The 21071-nt window shown below is 34.3% G+C and carries 21 protein-coding genes; 9 read left to right on the top strand and 12 right to left on the bottom strand.

Annotated elements, in window-relative coordinates; translation table 11 throughout:
* Positions 1 to 9: 9 nt before the first annotated feature.
* Genes MKX82_RS28960 through MKX82_RS28945 form a run of 4 tightly spaced genes read left to right on the top strand, consistent with a single transcriptional unit; the run spans position 10 to position 7042 of the window.
* Positions 10 to 3744: a type IV secretion system protein gene (locus MKX82_RS28960; protein WP_341082163.1), complete on the top strand. Its 3735-nt coding sequence runs from the start codon at positions 10 to 12 to the stop codon at positions 3742 to 3744.
* A 4-nt stretch (positions 3745 to 3748) separates the two neighbouring features.
* A complete protein-coding gene (locus MKX82_RS28955; protein ID WP_341082161.1) occupies positions 3749 to 5839 on the top strand; it encodes a peptidoglycan DD-metalloendopeptidase family protein in 2091 nt (696 codons plus the stop codon).
* Positions 5840 to 5885: 46 nt separating this feature from the next.
* A complete protein-coding gene (locus tag MKX82_RS28950; protein ID WP_341082160.1) occupies positions 5886 to 6410 on the top strand; it encodes a hypothetical protein in 525 nt (174 codons plus the stop codon).
* The gene (locus MKX82_RS28945) at positions 6407 to 7042 is read left to right on the top strand and encodes a hypothetical protein (protein WP_341082158.1); all 636 of its coding nucleotides are present in this window, start codon (positions 6407 to 6409) and stop codon (positions 7040 to 7042) included. Before MKX82_RS28950 ends, MKX82_RS28945 begins: the two co-directional genes overlap by 4 nt.
* A 13-nt stretch (positions 7043 to 7055) precedes the next feature.
* Here MKX82_RS28945 and MKX82_RS28940 read toward each other — a convergent pair whose 3' ends face one another.
* Together MKX82_RS28940 and MKX82_RS28935 are read right to left on the bottom strand one after the other, a co-directional pair.
* On the bottom strand, positions 7056 to 7496 hold the full coding sequence (locus tag MKX82_RS28940) for a hypothetical protein (RefSeq protein WP_341082156.1): 441 nt from the start codon (positions 7494 to 7496) through the stop codon (positions 7056 to 7058).
* 143 nt (positions 7497 to 7639) lie between these two features.
* Positions 7640 to 8800, bottom strand: a complete 1161-nt coding sequence (locus tag MKX82_RS28935) for a hypothetical protein (protein ID WP_341082154.1) — start codon at positions 8798 to 8800, stop codon at positions 7640 to 7642.
* 218 nt (positions 8801 to 9018) lie between these two features.
* On the opposite strand from MKX82_RS28935, the gene MKX82_RS28930 reads away from it, so the two are divergent.
* The 4 genes from MKX82_RS28930 (at position 9019) to MKX82_RS28915 (ending at position 12994) form a co-directional block, all read left to right on the top strand.
* Positions 9019 to 9882, top strand: a complete 864-nt coding sequence (locus MKX82_RS28930; protein ID WP_341082152.1) for an ATP-dependent DNA ligase — start codon at positions 9019 to 9021, stop codon at positions 9880 to 9882.
* 142 nt (positions 9883 to 10024) lie between these two features.
* The gene (locus tag MKX82_RS28925; protein ID WP_341082150.1) at positions 10025 to 10276 is read left to right on the top strand and encodes a hypothetical protein; all 252 of its coding nucleotides are present in this window, start codon (positions 10025 to 10027) and stop codon (positions 10274 to 10276) included.
* A gap of 5 nt (positions 10277 to 10281) precedes the next feature.
* Entirely contained in the window at positions 10282 to 11547 is a 1266-nt protein-coding gene (locus MKX82_RS28920) for a Y-family DNA polymerase (RefSeq protein ID WP_341082149.1), read from the top strand.
* Between the two features lie 193 nt (positions 11548 to 11740).
* Positions 11741 to 12994, top strand: coding sequence for a GTPase (locus tag MKX82_RS28915; protein ID WP_341082147.1), 1254 nt, complete (start codon positions 11741 to 11743; stop codon positions 12992 to 12994).
* Positions 12995 to 13045: 51 nt separating this feature from the next.
* Here MKX82_RS28915 and MKX82_RS28910 read toward each other — a convergent pair whose 3' ends face one another.
* The 9 genes from MKX82_RS28910 to MKX82_RS28870 form a co-directional block, all read right to left on the bottom strand.
* The gene (locus MKX82_RS28910; RefSeq protein ID WP_341082145.1) at positions 13046 to 13720 is read right to left on the bottom strand and encodes a hypothetical protein; all 675 of its coding nucleotides are present in this window, start codon (positions 13718 to 13720) and stop codon (positions 13046 to 13048) included.
* Between the two features lie 18 nt (positions 13721 to 13738).
* Positions 13739 to 13966, bottom strand: coding sequence for a hypothetical protein (locus MKX82_RS28905; protein ID WP_341082142.1), 228 nt, complete (start codon positions 13964 to 13966; stop codon positions 13739 to 13741).
* Positions 13967 to 13969: 3 nt separating this feature from the next.
* Complete coding sequence (locus tag MKX82_RS28900) at positions 13970 to 14512, bottom strand: hypothetical protein (RefSeq protein WP_341082140.1); 543 nt, start codon at positions 14510 to 14512, stop codon at positions 13970 to 13972.
* A gap of 17 nt (positions 14513 to 14529) precedes the next feature.
* Entirely contained in the window at positions 14530 to 14835 is a 306-nt protein-coding gene (locus tag MKX82_RS28895) for a DUF3895 domain-containing protein (protein ID WP_341082139.1), read from the bottom strand.
* A gap of 47 nt (positions 14836 to 14882) precedes the next feature.
* The gene (gene xerS, locus MKX82_RS28890; RefSeq protein ID WP_341082137.1) at positions 14883 to 16040 is read right to left on the bottom strand and encodes a tyrosine recombinase XerS; all 1158 of its coding nucleotides are present in this window, start codon (positions 16038 to 16040) and stop codon (positions 14883 to 14885) included.
* Positions 16041 to 16120: 80 nt separating this feature from the next.
* Positions 16121 to 17086 (bottom strand): DUF3800 domain-containing protein, encoded by a 966-nt coding sequence (locus MKX82_RS28885; RefSeq protein ID WP_341082135.1) that lies wholly within the window; start codon positions 17084 to 17086, stop codon positions 16121 to 16123.
* A 176-nt stretch (positions 17087 to 17262) separates the two neighbouring features.
* Positions 17263 to 17916 carry a competence protein CoiA family protein gene (locus MKX82_RS28880; protein WP_341082133.1) on the bottom strand — a complete coding sequence of 218 codons (654 nt, stop codon included), beginning with the start codon at positions 17914 to 17916 and terminating at the stop codon, positions 17263 to 17265.
* A gap of 114 nt (positions 17917 to 18030) precedes the next feature.
* Positions 18031 to 18195 (bottom strand): hypothetical protein, encoded by a 165-nt coding sequence (locus MKX82_RS28875; RefSeq protein ID WP_341082132.1) that lies wholly within the window; start codon positions 18193 to 18195, stop codon positions 18031 to 18033.
* Between the two features lie 296 nt (positions 18196 to 18491).
* Positions 18492 to 19073, bottom strand: coding sequence for a hypothetical protein (locus tag MKX82_RS28870; RefSeq protein WP_127743098.1), 582 nt, complete (start codon positions 19071 to 19073; stop codon positions 18492 to 18494).
* 410 nt (positions 19074 to 19483) lie between these two features.
* Between MKX82_RS28870 and MKX82_RS28865 the strand changes: the two genes are divergently transcribed.
* Positions 19484 to 19663, top strand: a complete 180-nt coding sequence (locus tag MKX82_RS28865; RefSeq protein ID WP_127743096.1) for a hypothetical protein — start codon at positions 19484 to 19486, stop codon at positions 19661 to 19663.
* 232 nt (positions 19664 to 19895) lie between these two features.
* Here MKX82_RS28865 and MKX82_RS28860 read toward each other — a convergent pair.
* A protein-coding gene (locus MKX82_RS28860) for an IS3 family transposase (RefSeq protein WP_341082129.1) occupies positions 19896 to 21046 on the bottom strand; the annotation gives its coding sequence in 2 pieces (ribosomal slippage) (positions 19896 to 20797 and positions 20797 to 21046; 1152 coding nt in all).
* Positions 21047 to 21071: the final 25 nt, after the last annotated feature.

Below are 21071 nucleotides of genomic sequence, written 5' to 3'. Positions count from 1 at the left end.
TGAATTATTATGATGAATAAACTTTCCGAAATAATGGCCGACCTGTTTGCAAAAATGGGTGATATGTTCGCTGAACCATTTAAGAAGATACCGACATTACATAACCTTATTTATGGCGGGGACGAGGACTTAGCGTTCTTAACCTTTACCGAAAAAGAGATTACAAATGTATACGTACCAGGAATGAACATGTTCATTGCCGTCGCTGTGTGCGTCATATTAATTAGTATTGTCATTGCAGGTATGAAAATTTCCACTTCTGGAATTAATCCAGCAAATAGAAACTTTATACTAGATTACTTTAAGGAATTAACAATAGTTGCTTTGTTATTTGCTAATATCTATACCATTTACAGCTTATTATTTTTAACTAACCAAAGTATTGTCAATCTATTTAATAGTGAAAGTGATTTATTGAATCTAAAGGATACTGTAGAAATCACAGCTAGCAATGGGGTACTTGGTATGCTGGCAATTCAGTTAATCAAGATTGGTCTTGGAGTATGGGCATATTTTTACTATACCATGAGAAAATTTACGCTTATGTTGTTATTGATTTTAGGTCCATTAATGTTAGCACTTTACTTAATACCTAAGACACGAGGTATGACGATTGGTTGGGCCAAAGAATTAATTGGAACTGTTTTTGTTCAATCTGTTCATGCGGCTTGTTATTACATTATGAGTAAAATGACGACTACAACAAATGGGGTAGAGGGAGTCATTTTGATGATGGTATTTATCCCTGTCACAGAATCAGTTCGTGCTCTCCTAGGGCTTGGCGGACAAATGAATGATAGGTTATCAAAAACAGCAGCCATGATGGGTGGATCTGCCTTAATGGGAATGTATGGTGCTGCGAAAGGTGCCATGGATGGAGTATCTGTTGGTGATGCCTTGAAAAAGCTTCGCGGTGGTAAAGGAAATTCACAGAAATCCGGAGATAAATCCGATTCAGAAAAAGAGGATGAAGGAACTGGAACGAGTGATATAAAGAGTACCCTTGGAGGCAATACAGGTACAGATACTGGTACTACGCCTAAAGCAGAGAAAATGTTAAAAGGTGGAGAGATTCTTTCAAGAGGAGGAAAGGCAGTCTTTGGTGCCGCTGGAACTTTAATTGGTTCTCCTATGGGACCAATGGGTGCAATGGTAGGTTCTACGGTAGGTTTTAATGCTGGTGGAGTTATTGGCGGACTGGCTGGACGAGCAGGGACTGGAGCCGCTCAATTATTAGGAAACCAAGTGAAGAAGGGTGCTAAAGCAGGCTGGAATAAAGGGAAAGGCATCATGAAAGCCGAGTCTAAAGCAGATGAAAAAACAGCAAATTCTGTCGCTGACAGCCTCACTTCTGATTGGGCTAAGGATAATGAAGAAGACTTTAAAGCAGATTTTAAAGAAAGATTTCCTGACGCTCATGAATCTAGTGTAGAAGCTGCCTGGAATGATGCCAAAGCTGCAAAAAAAGACTATTTCCTTAATGAAGCACGCAATAACATTGCTGGTATCAAAGGTAATGAAGGGAAAAACGCAAAAGCTTCTGATTTAATTAAACAATCCTCCGCCAACTTAACGAAAAAGTGGGCTAAGGATAACAAGAAAGACTTTGACAATAAATTTGATAAACAGAATAAATTACCTACTAATGCAACTGCTAAGCAGAAACAAGACCATAATAACAAGCGAGCCTCTGCTTGGAATCAAGCAGTCAACGCAAAACAAATGGAGATTGAATCTGCTGCTCAAGAAGTAGCTAGCGATATGGGAAATGGTGCATCACACGGGCTTTCATATATAAGTATAGCAGGCTTTAATGAAAACCTTGCTGATAAATTATCTGGCGGATTTTCTTCTGACAAAGCCAATGAAGTTAGCAGTAAGCTAGCCAAAGAGTGGTCTCCGATATCTAGAGATAGTTTCATGAAACAATATGATAAAAACACTCCACTTCCAACTAATGCTACTGTTGAACAAAAGCAAGCGCATGAGGACAATAAACAATCTGCATGGAAGAACTACAAAGGCCTACAGCAGAAAAAGATAGCAAAAATATTAAAAAGAGGTAGTAAATCAGTTGCTTCGGGTGCAGGAAGTTCTTCTAGTATTGGGCAGCAGATAGCAGTTGAAGTCGGAAGTGAATTAGGCTTATCACAAGAAAGTCCTGATATGCAAAAGTTATCTAATCAAATAGTAGAATCGATGAGTGGAATAACTCCTAATAAGGAAAAATCTTTATCCAATAATAGTATTAGTTCCGTTGGTTCTGTCAACAATGCTACATCTGCAGTCAAAGGTACTTCCTTATATTCTGGAAAAGAGGTAAATACTCCTTACTTACGAGATCAACTAGCTGGCGTAAAGGTTAATGAGGCTAGAAATGCTTATGTTAACAATAGTAGTCTTCCTAAAGAACAGGCAGTAGCCAAATTTAATAGTGGCAAAGCACAGTCAGTTTATGAAAATGCAAGACAGGCTTTACCAAGAAGTATACCGCTTGATAACAAAATAATACAAAATAAAATAGGTAGAATGGCCACAGCCGTTGGTGTTGGAGCTGGTACTGGAGCAATTGTAGGCGCTGCTAATCTCTCCGGTGTTACTGCAATTAAAGGTGTTAGTGACTTCATCGCAGATACTAAGTTTGGACAAGGTATTAAGGCAGGTGGGGTTAAATTTGGTAACACTTTAAAAACAGAACTAACTAATTTACAAAGCGTATCAGGATCAAATCCTGTTCAGAGAGTTAGTTCTGCTACTGTACAAGCTGTTACTCAAGGAGCAAAAACTGGTTTTAACGTGGCGAAGAATCATATTGCTGACAATGTAGAAGGAAAACAAGCAGGTTTCAAAAATGTCATTGCCTACGCCTCTGGAATGGTAGGAGGCGTTGCTGGTTATCAAAAAGGTGCAAATTACGCAGCTTCTAATAATCGTAATATGAAGGCATTCGGCTTACAAGGTTTCAATCCCTATAATAACGCAGTCCAAAAACAAACTAGTGAAATATCTGATATCTCACATTTAGCTCAAACGGTGCTGGGTCCAGATGGGCAACAAACCATTGCAGATGGAGCTATTCAAATGGTAACAACAAACGGGGAGACTGTACTTCAAGTTAGAGACAAAACTGGGCAAACACAAGCTGTTTCTAGATTGGCTTCAGGTCATTCTGGGTTAAGGAAAGGACAAACTGTTTATCAAGACCTTACTGTACAGAACGGTAAATTAATGCCGACCTCCAACTCTTATCAATATGATAGTGGCGGTTCAAAGGTTTCTGCACCACCTATAAATGTTAATCCAAATAAATTAGTAGCAAACAGAAATACTCCAAAAAATCCGAGAGTAATAAAAGAAGTTCAAAGTTACAACCAACAAGTTGATAGTGGTCAGTATTTCGTTAAAAATGCTGTGGCTGAAATGGACCACATTCGAATGGTGATTGATAGAAATAGAAGCTATATGGTTGGCCAAAAAAATGGACAAGACTATCGAATCAGTCCATATGGTAGTGGAGATGCTCGTTTAACAGTAAATGAGGTAGTAACTGCAAATTGTGAAGTGAAAAATAGAAAGTTAGTACCGACAACTTATAAAAATGTAGATAATCAATCAATTTCTTTTACCACTTCACTTAAACCAAATGATCTTATGAACTTTGAGCCACCAAATAAACGTAACATGATGAGAAAACAAGCTGAGCAGTATCGAAATAAAGCATTTACTGGCTCATTAAGGGGTTAGTAGTATGGCACAAAATCAAGGGCATCAAAAAAATACTACTGATTCCATTAGTGAGAAAATGACCGATAATTTGAAAGGTTTAGCGGGTAAAATCGCTAAACCTTTCAAAAATAAGTTTAAAAAACAAGCTGGTAAAATAGCGAAAAAGGCTATTAAACTCGCATTAAAAGTATTAAAAAAGGTTTTAGCAAAAATGTTAGCTTGGCTCATAGGTACAGTGGGAGTTCCTACTCTACTCGTAGTCGGTATTTCCGTAATCTTAGCGCTCCTTGTTTCTTTAGCTATGTCTTTCTTTTGGGCAAGTGGTGATGACTTAGAAGGTGACGATAAAGCCATTCACGAATATATTGTGGAACAATCAGAGGCTACGGTTGATATGAATAATCCTATTGAAAAACCTTATCGAGTTCCAGAAGGATTGATAGCATCCACTATTATGCTCGATGTGTTCGATGATAAAGATTCAGATTTAGAGAGCATTAAAGAAATTATTAAAAAAATAGCAACCGAATTAGCTCCAGAGTTTGAATATGGAAATTATGATGAATGGAAAGAAAAACAAGTTATCGTCTATGAAGATGGAAAGAAGGTAAAAGAAGGCGAGGTAGAGCACACGAAAAATGAAGTCAGCAAATTAGAGTCTGTTCAATATTGGAACGGGTCCACTATCTTTAATTATAAAGCTCATACTTCGGATTGGAAATCAAAAGAAGTCATTACTCACAAAACCATCCAAGTACCAAAAGAAGTAGAGTATATGGAAACACTGAAGGTTCCCCCTTCAATAGCAGATATTACGGACAAAAATTATCCTTACTTTAATTCAAAAAGTAAAAGTTGGAAGGACCTTCTAAAAGAACAGGTAAGACAGCAAAATCAAAAAGTAGATACTGCAGGTTACGTAACTGTTTACCTTAAAAAGAAGAAAACCATTATGGTCGACAAAGTAATTGAAGTGAAGACCATTACCAAAACGAGAAATCAATACTTTACTTCTACCCAAAATGTTACGCAAGATTACGCTAACTTTGATGCGATTTTAAATTCTTTGGGGTTAGGATTAGATGATAAGAAATTAATAGAAGCAAACTATAGTTTTATGGGTGGTTCTATTAATTATACGGATTGGCTAAGTCAAAATGGTGGGGTTTATGGATATGATGATATTAGCTATGACGGAACGGTTATACCAGGTGCCGGAGTTCCCGCTCAATATATGCCAATTTATTTAGCAGCTGAAAAGAAGTATGGGGTTCATTGGTATACGCTAGCAGCCATACATTCCAAAGAAAGTATGTTTGGAACAATCAAACCCATGGTATCTTACGCCGGGGCAGTTGGTCAGATGCAGTTCCTCCCAGCAACATGGGTAGGATGGAGCTATGATATCGGTGGTGGATTAGTATCTTCCAGCTTAGATATTACTAGCCTTAGTGTAATTAAAACAGGCGGTGGACTTGGTGTCGATGGTGATGGTGACGGAAAAGCTGATCCTTATAATGTAACGGATGCAGTTTATACTGCTGCAAATTACTTAGCAAGCAATGGATATTCTACAGATAAAAGAAATGCTATTTGGCATTATAACCATGCAGAATGGTATATTAACGATATTTTAGCTTTATCTGAAAAATTCAAAACATCAGCTACATATGAAGGTGGAAGTGAAGGTTCTCCTACATTAAAACCTGGTAGTTTTATTAAACCAACTACTGGTACCGTAACTTCTGGTTATGGTGCTCGATGGGGTACGAAGCACCAAGGGATTGATATTGGTCTTGGAGGCAGAAGCAATGTAAAAATATACGCAGCTGCTGACGGTACAGTTTCAAGATCCTACCTATCATCATCCTATGGGAACGTTGTTTTCATTAAACATAAAATTGATGGGAAAGAATATGAAACAGTTTATGCACATATGCAAAATAGAGCTGTAGCAGCAGGTGCTAAAGTAAAACAAGGACAATTCCTCGGCTATATGGGTGGTACAGGGAATGTAACTGGTCCCCATTTGCATTTCGAGGTACACCAACCGAGTTGGAACATCTCGAAAACAAACAGTGTAGATCCAGCCCTACTAATAAACTTTAAATAAACCCTATTGGTGTATGTGTAATTTATGATAAGGAGATTCGTGAATTATGAAAAAACTTTTGGTTTTACTTATATGCTTTGTTAGCATCCTAACGGGATGTTCTTCTAACAGTAAAGCAAATGTTAAAGTAACAGAAGAGAATGTAGATTATCTGGTTAAATATGATGAATCTTTACAAGGTTATATAACAGAAATGACCGATATTCTATTAAACTATAATAATGCTTTAGATGGGCTCTATACAAATAGTACTAGCAATAGCCAATTTGCAAAGATTATGACTGAGAGTATTGGTAAGTCAAATGAGCTTGTCACAAAAGTAGAGGCCTTAGATATAGAACCTGACCTTTTTGAAACTCATCAAACACTTATAGCACTAGTCAACCGTTCTCATCAATTACTCTTAACATCAGTAGATGCAGCTAACAAAGCTGATGAAACTACCATTGATAAGGATAGTTTACGACAAGAATACTTAGCTATAAAACAGGAGCAAGCCAATATCGCAAATCAGTGGAAAATACTAAGGGAAGAGTTAGCAGCTCAAGCTAATAAGGAAGTCCAACAATGACAATAAAAAAAATTCTAATGATGATTGGGGGCACATTAGCACTCTTATGTGTCCTCTACCTTATTTTCCTTCCTTCAAATAAATTAGCACCGATGGATTTAAAGCAGACTCAAGAACAAGTAGCTGCCCAAATCGAGTCCGATAAAGAATATACAGAAAAGACATTAGAATGGGCTACAGAACAAAAAGAAGATATAGATGTAGGATTCATTGAGCCACATACAGAAAAAGTTAACGACGTTTCTCCTCAAAGAGACGTTGTTAACTACTTTATTACCGGTATTCTAAAGCAAGATGTAGGTTTATTTATGTCTACTTTCAAAACAGAAATCATATCCAGTGACTTATTCAAAGTCGATAAAGTTGATAAGCAAGAAGTAGCAATAGATATCATTAATCGCATATCTAGAAACAATACAATATCTGGTGTTAATTTCAAACAAAAGAAGGGAGCTTTTGGTGGGGAAACAAATGAAGTAGAATTAGAATTCGAATATGAAGATGGCAAGTCTAGCCCAATTACAATCTCATTAGAATCTACAGAAGAAGCGCACTCAGATCATGCACATGATGAAATACTAGTTATTACCACCTCTTCATGGGATATTATTAAACAAATTGAAAAAGAGTGATACATAGCAAATGCTACCTATCACTCTTTTTTTGTGCCTGTTTTCTTATTTCCTGCTTGGCTATACTCCAACTTCCGAATAACCAATTATATTGTCTTGCAGTAGGTAATTGATTTTCTTTAGCATATTCATCCCATTTAGTCATAGACAAACCGATAAAAGACTCTCTATGTTCAAGAGCCAAACTTATCAATTCTTCTTTGGAGAAATTTCGTTTCTTTGGTTTCCCTGCGAAGTCTAGAATTTCTTCATAAGTAAAATGCTTTAAAATAGTCTTATAAGTCGGCAATTTATGCTCATGTGCATATTCATCCCATTGTTTGCGTGATTTAAACTCTTTCCCATGTATTTTTAAAATAGCCTCTATCTCATTTTTAGATATAATATCCTTTTTCTTTTTTACGTCCAAATTTAATTCTTTTCTTAAATTATCCCACGTACCAAAGATAGCCAAATACGTTTGAGTAGAAGGAAGTTTATTATCGCGATAAAACTTACTCCAGCTAGTTGATTTTTCGATATGTTCTAAATGTAATTGAGCTATTTTTATTAATTCCTCTCTAGAATACTTTTGCGTTCTTATACCGTTCCTCTCCTTTAGTTAGTTTCCATCTCTACTGAGGAGTCTCTCATTAATTTAATGACATCTTCATTCGGAGCATTCAAAGTCTTTACATAAGAAACCAATTGTTCAAATTCATATTTTTCCTTAGCATTAGAGATATCTTTTAAAAGTCGTTCCTTCGTTTCAAAATAATATTGTTGATATCTATCAGCTCGTTCAGTATACTCTTTTCTTTCACCTAGAGGACTCAAATAAGCTTTAAAGTCTTTACGCTCATAATCAGGCATAAAAAACCTAATTATCTCCTCTGCAGGTTTATAGATAATAAGTTCAGAAACTGCGAAAGGAGAATGTTTTTCGCTATCTTCTACTTGATGGACGAATGATATAACTAACTTTCTATCCCCTAACCTATGGTCTGTTTTTTTCAATTCTACAAAATCATCAATATACTTTTGCTTTTGAACATCCAATCCTATAAGAGTCAATTCACCAGAAAGCCCAGGGTTCATTATAGAATACTTGATTGTAGGATCTGGTAAAAGGACATAAATTTCTCCTGTAGTAGTTTCTCCTAATAGGAACCTCTTATCACCATACATCGGGATTGTATTTAAGTAATCCATAGCTGTATCATAATCCCATTCCTCACAATACCTTTTTAATACATTAATAGGAGTCATATTATGTTCTTCTTCTGCGATAGTCTGAGGTGACTTTGTGCCGTAATTCTCCATGTACCATTTGTCTTCATCATCTCTCATCCTTTGCTTTTTAGATTTTAAACCTAGTGTTTGAAACAATAAATAGAAAATTACAAAAGTTATGATTGCGATAGCAATAATTGGAGAGAGCAATGTTAATATAATTATAGTACCAACCTTACTAGAACAAAAAATACTGACAATAAGACCCAATATTATTACAGCTACCATTACAATAGCAAGGACAATGCAAATCTCCAATATAAAAAGGAAAACTGCTAGCCCCGTTGTTCCTGGATCATTTATATATATTAACCCTATTTTATCAAAGAAATCTACTACTCCAATTCTTCTTAAAACGGGTAATAAATTGTCCCATTGATAGACAGCAACAATCGCGATTACAATGCCTAATATCCCATAGCCTCCAACTTCTCTTCCTCTGCTATATTGCAGCATACCATTAAGGGCACCTAATATCACATTCATCTTTTCAACTCCTTCGAATATTGTTTATGTATTTTATAACCATAATATATGTTACACTGTTTGTAATTTTATTATAGGACATTTAGCCTGTCTAGTCAATGACAGTGATGTCTATTCTCTCATAATATGTCTCTTTTTTCCTATGTTTCTAACAAGCTACTATATAGTCATTTTTCTATTGGTGATATGCTAAGTAGTGGAGAGGAGTATGCTATAGAATGTTAAATACACCACTAAAGCCGATGCTACTTCAACCCGCTCCTGAACTTCCAACAGGAGACAACTATAGTTGGACGATAAAATATGACGGGCATCGAGCGTTATTACATTATAAAGATGGACGTATCCGTATTTTTACCAGACATAAAAATGAGGTTACACAAAAGTATATTGAATTTGATTCAATTAAGTTGCCTGTTCAAAACTGTATATTGGACGGAGAAATGATTTGTTTTGATACCAAAAAAGAGATACCTGTTCCTTGTTTCGATAGCCTTATGACCCGTTTCCAAGCCTCTAACCCCACAAAAATTGCTGAACTAACACAAGTGTTACCTGTTCAATTTGTTTCGTTCGATATTATCTATTTAAATGATAAGTCATTACTAAATGAACCATATTATAAACGTATATCTCTACTTAACAATTACATCCCAAACCAAAACAATTTATCTGTCGCCCCTGTATATTCAGATGGAGACACTTTATATAATAGAGTGGTTGATTTAGATTTGGAGGGAGTGGTAACAAGAGATAACAATAAACCGTATTACTTGGACTCTCGTCCTAATAATGTCATTTTTAAAACTAAAAATTATCAATACTCTACTGTCTCAATTAGTGGCATAAGAAAAGAAAAATTCGGCTGGCTTATGAAGGAAGATAACAAATATAGAGGAATATTAGAATTTGTTCCACCAGATGAAAGAAAGGCTTTTTATCATATTTCTAAACAATTGATTATAGATGAGGATAAAGACTTTATTTATTTGGATCCGCTAATTAAGTGCGAAGTCAAATATCAATGCCTTTCCAAAAATGGGTATATGCGCAGTGCAAGCTTTCAAAAATTCATTATATGATTTAACTAAAATATTGGAGTGCCCGCTAAAAAAAGCGGGTATTTATTTTACAAATAATAGTTGATTTAGGAATCATCGTACATTGATAACGAACATAAGTTCTGCTATTATTACATATAATGAACAGGAGAGGGTAAAAGTCATGGGGAGATTAGATACTAAGCAAGATGGTATATACCATTATTTATTTGAAAACAACAGCTTAATTTACGAAGCAATGGAGTACAACTGGCATTTAACTTTCGAATTTAAATCAGAAGATATTAATAAAACAATCACAGGTACGGCCATTTTTATTGACTATCAAAAAGATGAATTACATGTTAGGAAATTAAATGGTCTTTACCAACATCTATCCTTTAATGCTATTAATAAAGTCTATAGAAATAGGTGAGCAAGATGTTTGATTATAGTCAGTTCCCCAACCGCCCTATAATATGTGTCGATATGAAAAGTTTTTATGCAAGTGTGTCTGCAGTAATGCTAGGACTTGACCCTTTAACTTGTCATTTAGCGGTTGTAGGGAATACCGATAGACAAGGGAGCGTTGTTCTAGCAGCTTCTCCAGCAATGAAAAAAGATTTTAAAATAAAGACAGGATCACGTTTATTTGAAATACCTGATGACCCAAGAATCGTTATAGTTGACCCCAGTATGTCCATATTTATTAGAGTGAGTACAGAGATTACTAAGTTATTTTATCGCTATGTGCCACCTTCAGCTGTTCATGTTTATTCCATTGATGAAAGCTTTTTAGACTGTAGTGGTTTAGAGAAGATATGGGGTTCAGCAGAAGAAATAGCAAAAAAAATCCAAGCAGATATTTATCATGATTTTGGGTTATATTGCACAATAGGTATTGGCCCAAACATGCTTTTAAGTAAGCTCTGTTTGGATATAGCTGCAAAAAATTCACTAACAGGGATTGCTGAATGGACATTCGAGGATGTTCCAAAGAAGTTATGGCCGATTTCTCCTTTAAGTGAAATGTGGGGGATAGGAAGTAGAGTAGAAAAAACTCTAAATAGTATGGGGATATTCTCTGTTGGACAATTAGCTAGGTATGATCTTGAATTACTTGAGAAGAAATTTGGTATAATGGGTAATCAATTATATCACCATGCCTGGGGTATTGATTTATCTGAGGTAGGAGCTCCAATAATGAAAGGGCAAGTTAGCTTAGGTAAAAGCCAAGTCCTTCTAAGAGATTACAAGGACAGAAAAGAAATTGAGGCAGTTATATTAGAAATTTGTGAAGAGGTATGTAAGAGGGCTAGGACAAACAATCAAGCTGCCAGAACCGTTAGTTTTGGTCTAGGATATAGTAGGGACGAGTTCGGCGGTGGATTTTATCGTTCTAGAACAATTGAAACACCTACAAATGTAACCATGGATATATATAAAGTCTGTCTTGATTTGTTAAACGAATTTTATAGAGGGCAGACCGTCAGACAAGTGTCTATTTCACTTACAAAGTTAGAGAAGGACACAGAGGTACAACTGGACCTATTTGATACAAATAGCTGGAAAAAGAAAAAGTTGGGCTATGTTGTAGATGAAATTAGGAATAAGTATGGATCAACTGCATTATTACGTGCCGTTTCATATGCACCTGGTGGGACGGCAATACACCGTTCAGGATTAGTCGGTGGGCATAAAGGTTAGCAAAAGACTTCTATACGGAAGTCTTTTTTTAAGTTAACAATTAATTTTCGGTCACTTTTCCTTATTTAATTGAACTCAACTATATAAATCGTATATTCACAATGTAATTATAAAACATTTTTAGTATTATTATCTATAATAATGTTTAATAACAGGTACAATATAACTAAACATAAGGGAAGAGGATGAACTAATGACTGAAAATAATCAATGGGAAGAATTTTATTACAAATACAAAAATCACTTTGATAACTTTGATGATGATTTTAAACAAAAATTTATAAAACCCAATATAATTCTTTCTGGTAAAACTGGAGTGGGGAAAAGTACCTTAATAAATGCAATTTTTGGATTTGATTATGCTGAAACAGGAATAGGTAAACCTGTATCTCAAGCACTAAAAGAATATAGTGTACCTGGAGTTGATGTGAATTTATTCGACACAAAAGGCTTAGAATTGGATTCAGCAGAAAGAGAGGTTTCTAGAAATAGTATTATAGAAGAGATAAAAAGACGTGCAAAATCCTCAAGTGAAGAAGAGCATATGCATGTAATGTGGTATTGTATTTCAAATGAGAGCAAAAGAATAGAAGATACGGAAATAGCTTGGATTAGAGATTTCTCAAAATATATGCCTGTAATTATAGTATTAACTCAAACTCTTGATACTGAGGAAGAACTTAAAGGTTACTTAGAAAATGAGTTAACTGGAGTAGTTATCTGTCAAGTGCTTGCAAAGGACAGGAATATTATTGGTCATGTAATCCCTGCTCACGGTTTGAAAGTTTTAATCAATGAAACAATGAAAATACTTCCCGAAGCCACCCAAAGGGCGTTTACTGCAGCACAAAAAATTAAAATTGAAGAAAAAATAAAATCTGCTAGACAATTTATTCAAGAAAGATTAGATTCTAAAGGACCTTTTAATTATAAAAATCTGGGTCATATAGCAGATACATTGCCTATTGGTTTAGATTTTATTGGAAAAGGTGCTGTTTATCTTTATATTGCAAAAGATATCATGACTTTGATGGGGATTCCTGTTGATAAGAACTTTTTAAAGTTCTCTAAACAAGCTAAACCATTAATTAAATCAATCGTTCTACCGTTTGTATTTTTCGAAGGAACAAAAACGGTCGGAAAAGCGGCTGTGAAATACGGAAGTGAAAAGATTAGCACTAAAATTCCTACATACTTAACAAAATTACTAGGTAAATCAGTTGGAAAAGGCAATATCATTATTTCTCCAGTCGTAGGTTTAATTCTGGGAACTTTTAATAGAAAGGTAACAGAGAAAATCGCAAATGTATTTATTGATGTTTGTTCGGATTTCCTTAGAAGTAAAATAAATTACCAAGAACTTTCTTATGAAGAAATCATGGAAATTCTATCAAAAAATATGGAGAAGAAGATGGAAGAAAATAAGGATGAATTTGAGAATAATTGAGATATACTTTAAATTATGTAAAGGTGAGGAATATTAATTCCTCACCTTTACTCAAAATCTACCATTCTGTATCATCTCAAGAAACTCCTTTAACTTATTTGGAGTAATCTCTTGATATAAAGCTCTTTCTCTTTTTCTTAACTTCTTTATTCTTAGTAATATTGGTATATAAGGCAATAAGAAAACAAAAATAACAATAGTATATATTATAGGGGTTAAGGTATTTAATAAAACAATTCCTAAGACCATATTTAGAAAAATATTTATAAGCGTAATATACTTATTGCTCTTCCTCAAGTGATATAAGGTACTATGGTAGTGTTCAAACGAATTACGTTCTTCCCGTTTTTTCATTTTCCAAGTTGTTTCTGCATCTGTATATGCTTTATCATATATATCTAGTTCTGTCGGTTCCTTCTTTTCTATTGTTTCTTCTACCCTCGGCTTAATATCTTGCGCCATTCTATGTACATCACTTTTAATCATTTCTCTAAATTCATTTTTTCTAATATTTTCTTCCAGAGTATTAACTTTCTTATTAATACCTATTAGATCTGTGAATGAATATGCAGCCGAGAAGAAAAAATAAAAGCAAACTAGGACGATAAATGTGTTACTATCGTAAATTGGGTTAAATATTGAATTAATGTACAAAACTAGAGCACTGAATGCAATACAGGAGATATATAGAATAAAGCGTTGTACACTAAACGGTTTGATTGGCATAACTAAACCTCTTTTCTACTAATGAAGGGGTCCTAACTCCTCAATTTTTAAGCTATATGTATTATAATCGGCAATTACCAAGAGCTCTTTAGACTCTTCCATATAATCTAAAAAATTATCATCCCCATAAACTTGCCTTAAATCTCTTACGGTTGCTGTACTTTTTATGACTTTACCGTATTTATGAAAGTGCTCTTCCAACTCTGGGGTAATAGTCACATAACTCGGATCAATTTTAAATTCCATTATTCATTCCTCCGTTTTCTGGGAATTACTTTTTATTTTTACATTATCTTGGAATCCTCTTTCAGTAATCCAATCACGTACATTATCTCTCCAAATAACGGAGCAGCACGCAGAAGAACAGGCCTTTTCAGTTATGCTATCTTGCGAAGTATACGCACGAACTAAAAAGTAACCTGGGTCAGTACTGCTTGAAACTTTTTTATTGCATGAGGCACAATGGAAGGACCAATTTTGCTTAAGATTCTTCCTGAATTCCTTCATTTTAAAAGTTGGTTGATTAATAATATATTGATTCTTTTCATCATCATAAACCCAATCTAACAACGTAGATCGCATTGTAAACTCGATATTTAATTCACCATTAATCCGGTTATTTTGAGACTCAATAAACTGATCAACAGATGGGTTGTTATAGGCTGCCGTTAACTTTTCTATATACTCTAATGCTTCTTTACGATTTACTAAGTTTAAATCCGAGTTTTTTAAAAGCAATCCTTTTTCTCCATCATTCATAGTTACCTCTATAAATTTGAACATATTTGACATAAAAGCTTACTCCTTTATTAACAATTCAGTTTATAGATTCTATCCTTTTTATCAATGTCTTCTACAAAAATCAATAGACCATCTCTAGTCATTTTGTCTAAGGCTAAGCAAATCTTTCCATAGGCCTTCGGTTTATTAGTGGAAAATCGCTCATCAGAGAATTTCCCTAGTTTAATAAGATGCTCACAGATGGATAAAGCACTTGTTTCCCCTCTACGAACTAACTCTAAAATATTGTTTTGTAGGGGAGAGGGGGTATCACTAATTGTGCGCTCCAGCTTTTTTTCCTCTTGAAACAAATCATCGAATGAAATTTGGCTCATTTTATTACTCCAATCTTTTAATTATAGGTGTAGAGAGGGATAAGAGGTTATTTATTTCGATTTTCTTCCATCTTTTTAATAACCTTTTTACCTTCATCCTTTGAAAGGTTTGTATACTTCGAAGTTGTTTCGATGCTACTGTGTCCCAATTGGTCTCTAAGTGTAATAATATCTCCACCTTGAAGAATCCAATCATTTGCAAAAGAATGTCTCATTTTATGTGGACTTAACCCTTTACCGGTACTAAATTCATCTTGGGAATAAAAATCTTTAGTGTATTTATTAACTAGACTCTGTATAGACCTTACTGATAATGGCTGTACCATCCCTTTATATTTACTTACAAACACATAAATATCGGATTCCTTTGTGTTAAATTTCTCTTGCCTAACCCTCAAATAAGCTTTTAACTCATCTAGAGCAGCAGGGAGAACCAGCACTGTATCTTCCTTGTTACCTTTACGAATGATATCTATTTCTCTGGTATGAAAATTAATATCCTGTAAAGTCAAGCTAGCAAGCTCTGATACTCGTATTCCGCTTCCTAAGAGAAGAGAAATCATTGCTACATCTCTTTCTTTTTGCTTTAAATAAGCTTTGTACATTTTAGTACTTGTAGCTTGCAAGCTTTTTTCATAATCAAATTTCAAGAATTGAATAAAGTCGCTTATTTCATTAGACTTAATTACCTTTGAGCTGATTTTTGCAGCTCGACGGCTTGCAGTTTCTTGTTCTTTACGTTGCTTAATCTTACTAAAGACATTTCGATAAAAATAACATTCTCCATCTTCATTTTCCGTCTCTGTAGTTAAGTAGCCGAAGAGGGATTTCAACGCATTTATATTACGATCCACTGCATCTTTGCTCCTACGACGAACAGGTGCAGGGGGGAACTTGTTTTTTTCCTTTTCTGTTCTAATATCTTCATTCTCTAAGTGTTCTCTATATATTTCGACTGTTTCCTTTGAAAGAGTCTCTAAAACAGAATAAGGGATCGATTTTATATCTGTATATTCAGCAACCCCCTCAGATAGTAGCCAATTAAAAAACTTAATATATTCATGAACATATCCTAATAGAGAGGAGGGGGAATATTTAGCTCTTCGTTTAGAACGAATATACTCTTGAACATAATCAGGCATTTGAGGGAGCATTAATTCTAAACGTTCTTCATGTATAATTCTTTGCCTGGATTCAATGGGCAAGACAGTTCATCTCCTAATCTATAATTCTCATAAGTCTGCACTAAATTTAATTTTAACGAACACTTGTTCTTGTTTATTTGTTAATTTAAAAGAAATGTGTTTCTTCCAATATTATTTAATTGGTCCTTATAGCCAAGGAGTTGTCTCAACATAGTATTTGGATATCCTAACTGTATACGTAGATCTTTGGTTGAAATACTTGGGTTTTCTAGAAGCATTTTTTGAATTTTATTCATTTCTTGGATATCAAAATTTGTTTTATGCACCATAAAAGGAGATAGATGTTCTGCTATATTTATCTGCAACAATTCTTCGTGACCAGTCCATTTAAATAAGCGAACTTGATTCTGAAAACGAAAGAGATTATCTTGTTCAATTAGGAAACGATATATTAAATCACTTTTTATTTTTGAAGTATCAGAGTTTTCTAGATATGTTTTCTCCAATAAAAATACTACTATTCCCATGAATGTATCAATAATTTGCAAGGGTAGTGATTTCTCAGAATCCTGTTGGGAAACTTTATCCACGCGATAGTTTTTATTTCTGTATGCTGAGTGTGCATTCATTTGCTCAACGATTTTATCGTTTAAATCAATTTTGTCGTATTCCCCATTTTTATCAATTTTAATTTTCACACTAACTATTTCACCTTGAGTTTCTAAATGGGACAAATCTCTTGTTAATCCATAAAATAAGCGTTCTGGTATTTTTATATAGAACAGATTACGTAATTCTGGTGTAGTTAACCCTATGTTATCTGCTGAGTTAAAGGCATCATTATTGTTTACTATTAGAATATTCAAACGAATATTCTCATTTATAACTGTATGTAAGGCTTGGAAGTATTTTTTTATATTTGTATCTTTGCTATATTCTCTAAAGTGTAATTCACTCTTTGAATTTAGTTTTTTAAAAACAGCTCTTACTTTTTTAACTATTACTGCTAAAGATTGATCTGAACCACCATAAGCACCATAGTAAGAAAACTCTTTACTAAACTGATCAATCTTATTGGATTCATCAAAATAAATAAGATAATTCATTAACGTACTCCTTACAATCTATTGTTTTTTATTTGACTATAATCGATTTAAAGTGTATTATTTAAATTAATCAGTGTTAGTTTCTCCGCTACCGTTTTTGTAGAGCTGCTAACACATATGTACGTCAAAAATAGCTTTTCCCCGCTACCGTTTATTGGCAGGGCTGAGCTGTTTTTTTATTTTTGTATAAATTCTTTTATATAGTTCCAAAAATACTCAGGTGCAAGATCTTTGTGAGAGATGGATTCTATTTCTATTTTTTCAATTGCAAAATTAGAGTATACCCTCCATATATGTGTAACCCCATTCTGTAAAAAAAGATCATCTCCATAGGTAACTTTATCAAATATAAAATAAAATTCTTCTGAACGTATTCCTGATTTTTTTGTAAAGATTCCGTAATTTACTAATAAAACGTAAGGAAGGTTGTTAGTATTTAACCCATTATAGAACCAGATTCTTTTTTCGTTGGCCTTTTTAAGTATATCACCAAATTCTTGGTATTTTAGTTTTCCTTTTAATAACTCTTTGCATTTGTTATAAAGAAAAAAGGTGTTAACTTTAGTCCATTTTTTTATTTCTTGGCCGTTGGATTTGTCAGTAATAATAGGAGGTAGTAAATTGTACTCACCTTGATGTTCAATAGTCAATGGACAATCTGTTCCTTTAATATGTGCAAAGTGGGTTTTCATAGAAACCGAACCCTTAGCTTTAATTTCTGTGCTCTCTCCACAAACTGGACAATAGGGGATTATATTAATAAATTTCATTTCCCATTCTTTAATAGAGTATAGTTTATTATCATTCTTATTTAATGCATAGAAACCCATTATTAACACCTTCTAAATTGTTTAATCTGTATATTATGTATTACTAAATTATACTAAACATTATCATTATTTTCAACTGTTCGTTAAATAGTTATTTAACGCAAACTTATAATTTTATATATTCGTTGTTTGTACTTTTTTTCTTGTCGGTAGAATAACTGCATTATGATAAATAGTTTTACTTTCCCCTATTGGTGTCAATTTCATACGTTCTTGCTGCCAGTTGTAGCTTTGCAGAAATAAGGCAACTTGAAACCTGTTAGATGTATCTCGTCGCATACGAAAATAAAATAAAGAAATAATACAAGAGTTGCAACATATAAACAAATCATACGTAATGAACCTGTTGTTAATCTATCGCCCCCTATAGCTTAAGTACGTTGTTTCACAAACTTTCCTTTATTACAGGAATGCTGCCACTTTTCTTCCATAAGAAAAATTCACTTATTATAAGAATGCTGGGAAGGATGTTAAATAAAAATAGACCCCTACCTTAAAGGATCTAAAAATTCATATAGTTAACGACGACACTTTTAACAGCATTATGCCTCATTTAATTTTCTTTATTATTCTGCTTAAAAATCTTCCCATAGCTTTACGCTTTTTTCATGAATTTGGCTATTTTGCCACACGCCTTTAAAATATTCGGATAGTACACCACCTTCTCCTTGAAATCTCTCTTCAAGAACAGCTTGCACCTTATAACATACTTCTTTAAGGCTTTTTTTGGGGGTATTGGAGAAAGATGCAAAGTAAGAATAACTATATACTGGTTCATTTGGGAATAATTCGTACGCATGTTTTAACATCGATATACCTTTCTCTTCCCAATAATCATAATCACCGAAGTGATCTGGGAACAGAGAAGTCATATAGCCAAAACACCAAAGAAAATCTTCATTTGTGATAAAATTAGCCATTCCAAAATGTGTTACTTCCTTTAACACAGTCTCTAACTCATCAAAATCTACATCCTCATCTGTAATCCCTAAAGGCCCTTCTTCTACTAATATATTCCAGGCAAAGAAACCAAGTCGAATAGCAACTTTTATGTCTTGAGGATTTTGCCGCCAACTCTTTATTAGAAGCAATTTTGCTTCCTCCCATTTCTCTTCCCTTTCTAATATATCAACTTCTAACCATTCCCAGTTAATCACAATATTATCCCACCTAATTTTGATCATGGTTTAGCTTTAGTTTAACAAACACATCCATTACGTTTTGATAAAATGAATTATGCATTTCATTATATATATCTGTATTTGATATTCAATAATTTAATTATTTGTATTAACAATATATCATAGAGAGCTATCTATTTTTATTTAATTATCCTGCGTTATAGCCACACAAGAAAACAAGAAAAAAGCTTCCCTATTGTTTAAGGAAAGCCCCCTATTGTTTAAGTGTAATTCTTCGCAAAGTTGGTTTTTACATAGGATATTTATTAGTGAAATTTGTTATCTTCACTTTATTCGAAACAACTATGAACATATATATGACTATGTTAAGGTTTAAATATGTTAATCAAATTACGAAAAATTCAGAATTATAGAGGAGGCAAATAATGAATCTTTATGACTACTTATCAAATATTTATGGTGATAAATGGGACAAAAATCGTGTAGGGATTTTTGCAGGAAAAGGACAACATGAAGTAGTAAAAGCAGCTTTAGAACAAATTAAAACACTAGAAGAATGGGATCAGGTAGCTGCCCATGTTTCTGTTGATAGAAGTATAGTTTGATGCGCAAGATGCATTGTTTGTTCTTCTCAATCACATATTGGAAGATGATGATGAACATCCCATGGAATAACTCTATTCTAATGATAGGTATAGATCCTATTTAGTTATTTTTTAGTCAAGCAAAACCATCAGATAAGTAAACAAAATGGTTATATTGATATGAAAACCATTCACAGATAAATCTCAAAATATTGGATTTGAGTCAATAATTTGGACACAAAAAAATTAAGTATCAAGCGGTTCTTCTAATCTGATCCTCCATAGCTTGAGGTGTTTGATAGCCGATGCTGCTGTGAATTCTGTTTCTGTTGTACCAGCCCTCTATAAACTGAAACATGGCCAGCTTCGCTGCCCGGTAGTCTGTGTACTGGGTATGATAGACTTCTTCTTTCTTTAATATGGCGTGAAATGACTCTATACAGGCATTGTCATAAGGACAGCCTTTCTGACTGAAAGAATGCCTGATTCCGTATTTTTGGACATGCTGAGTAAACTCACTGCTGGTATATTGTGAGCCAAGATCGGTATGAAGAATTAAGCCCTTTCGGGGTTTTTGAGAAAAACAGGCGTTTTGAAGTGCTTCGATCACTAATTCCGAAGTCATAAAACGAGAAAAAGAATAGCCAACAATTTTTTTCGAATGCAGATCCAATACAGAGGCCAGATAGCACCAGCCGTCTTTTACCGTAGGAATATACGTAATATCCGCCACCCATTTCTCATTGATTGTGCAGGTAGAGAAGTCTCTTTTTAAAAGATTACCCAGCTGCACAACCTTTTCTTTTGAGGGGAAAGGACGGTATTTTTTCCTGGTAATCGAACGGATGCCTGCCTTTCTCATTAAGCGCTGGACACGCTTCAGGCTTAAACAAACCCCGTTGTTTGATAAGGTCTTATGGATTTTCGGTGCGCCATAACGCGCCTTACTTTCCAGGTGAATCCGTTGGATTTCCTGCGTGAGTTCCTGGTTTTCTAGTTCACGTTTTGACGTCGTTTTTTCAAGGGATCCATAGTAGCTGCTTCTTGGCACGGCCAGTACTTCGCACATTTTCTGGACGGGATATTGATCCTTGTGTTCCTCGATAAAATCGATGAGCTCTGATTCGGTTACTTTTTCGCGAATATGGCCATAGCCTTTTTTAGGATTTCTACCTCCTGTTTTAACCGAAGGTTTTCTTTCTGAATCTCGGCTAACTCTTTTGGTGTCAGCGCCTCTTTTTCTGAACCAATAGGGGTAAAGTCTTTCACCCATTTATAAATCGTTACTTCTGATACGCCATATTCGCTGCTTAATTCTTTAACCGGGCTGCCGGAATGATACAAATCCACAATCGTTTTCTTAAAATCATCGTTATATTTTTTGCCTGCAGGTTTACGTTCCAATTCGGACACATCCTCTCAAAATAAT

The organism is Niallia sp. FSL R7-0271, assembly GCF_038005785.1.
Lineage (GTDB): Bacteria > Bacillota > Bacilli > Bacillales > Cytobacillaceae > Niallia.
This window is presented reverse-complemented; position numbering and strand designations above follow the sequence as displayed.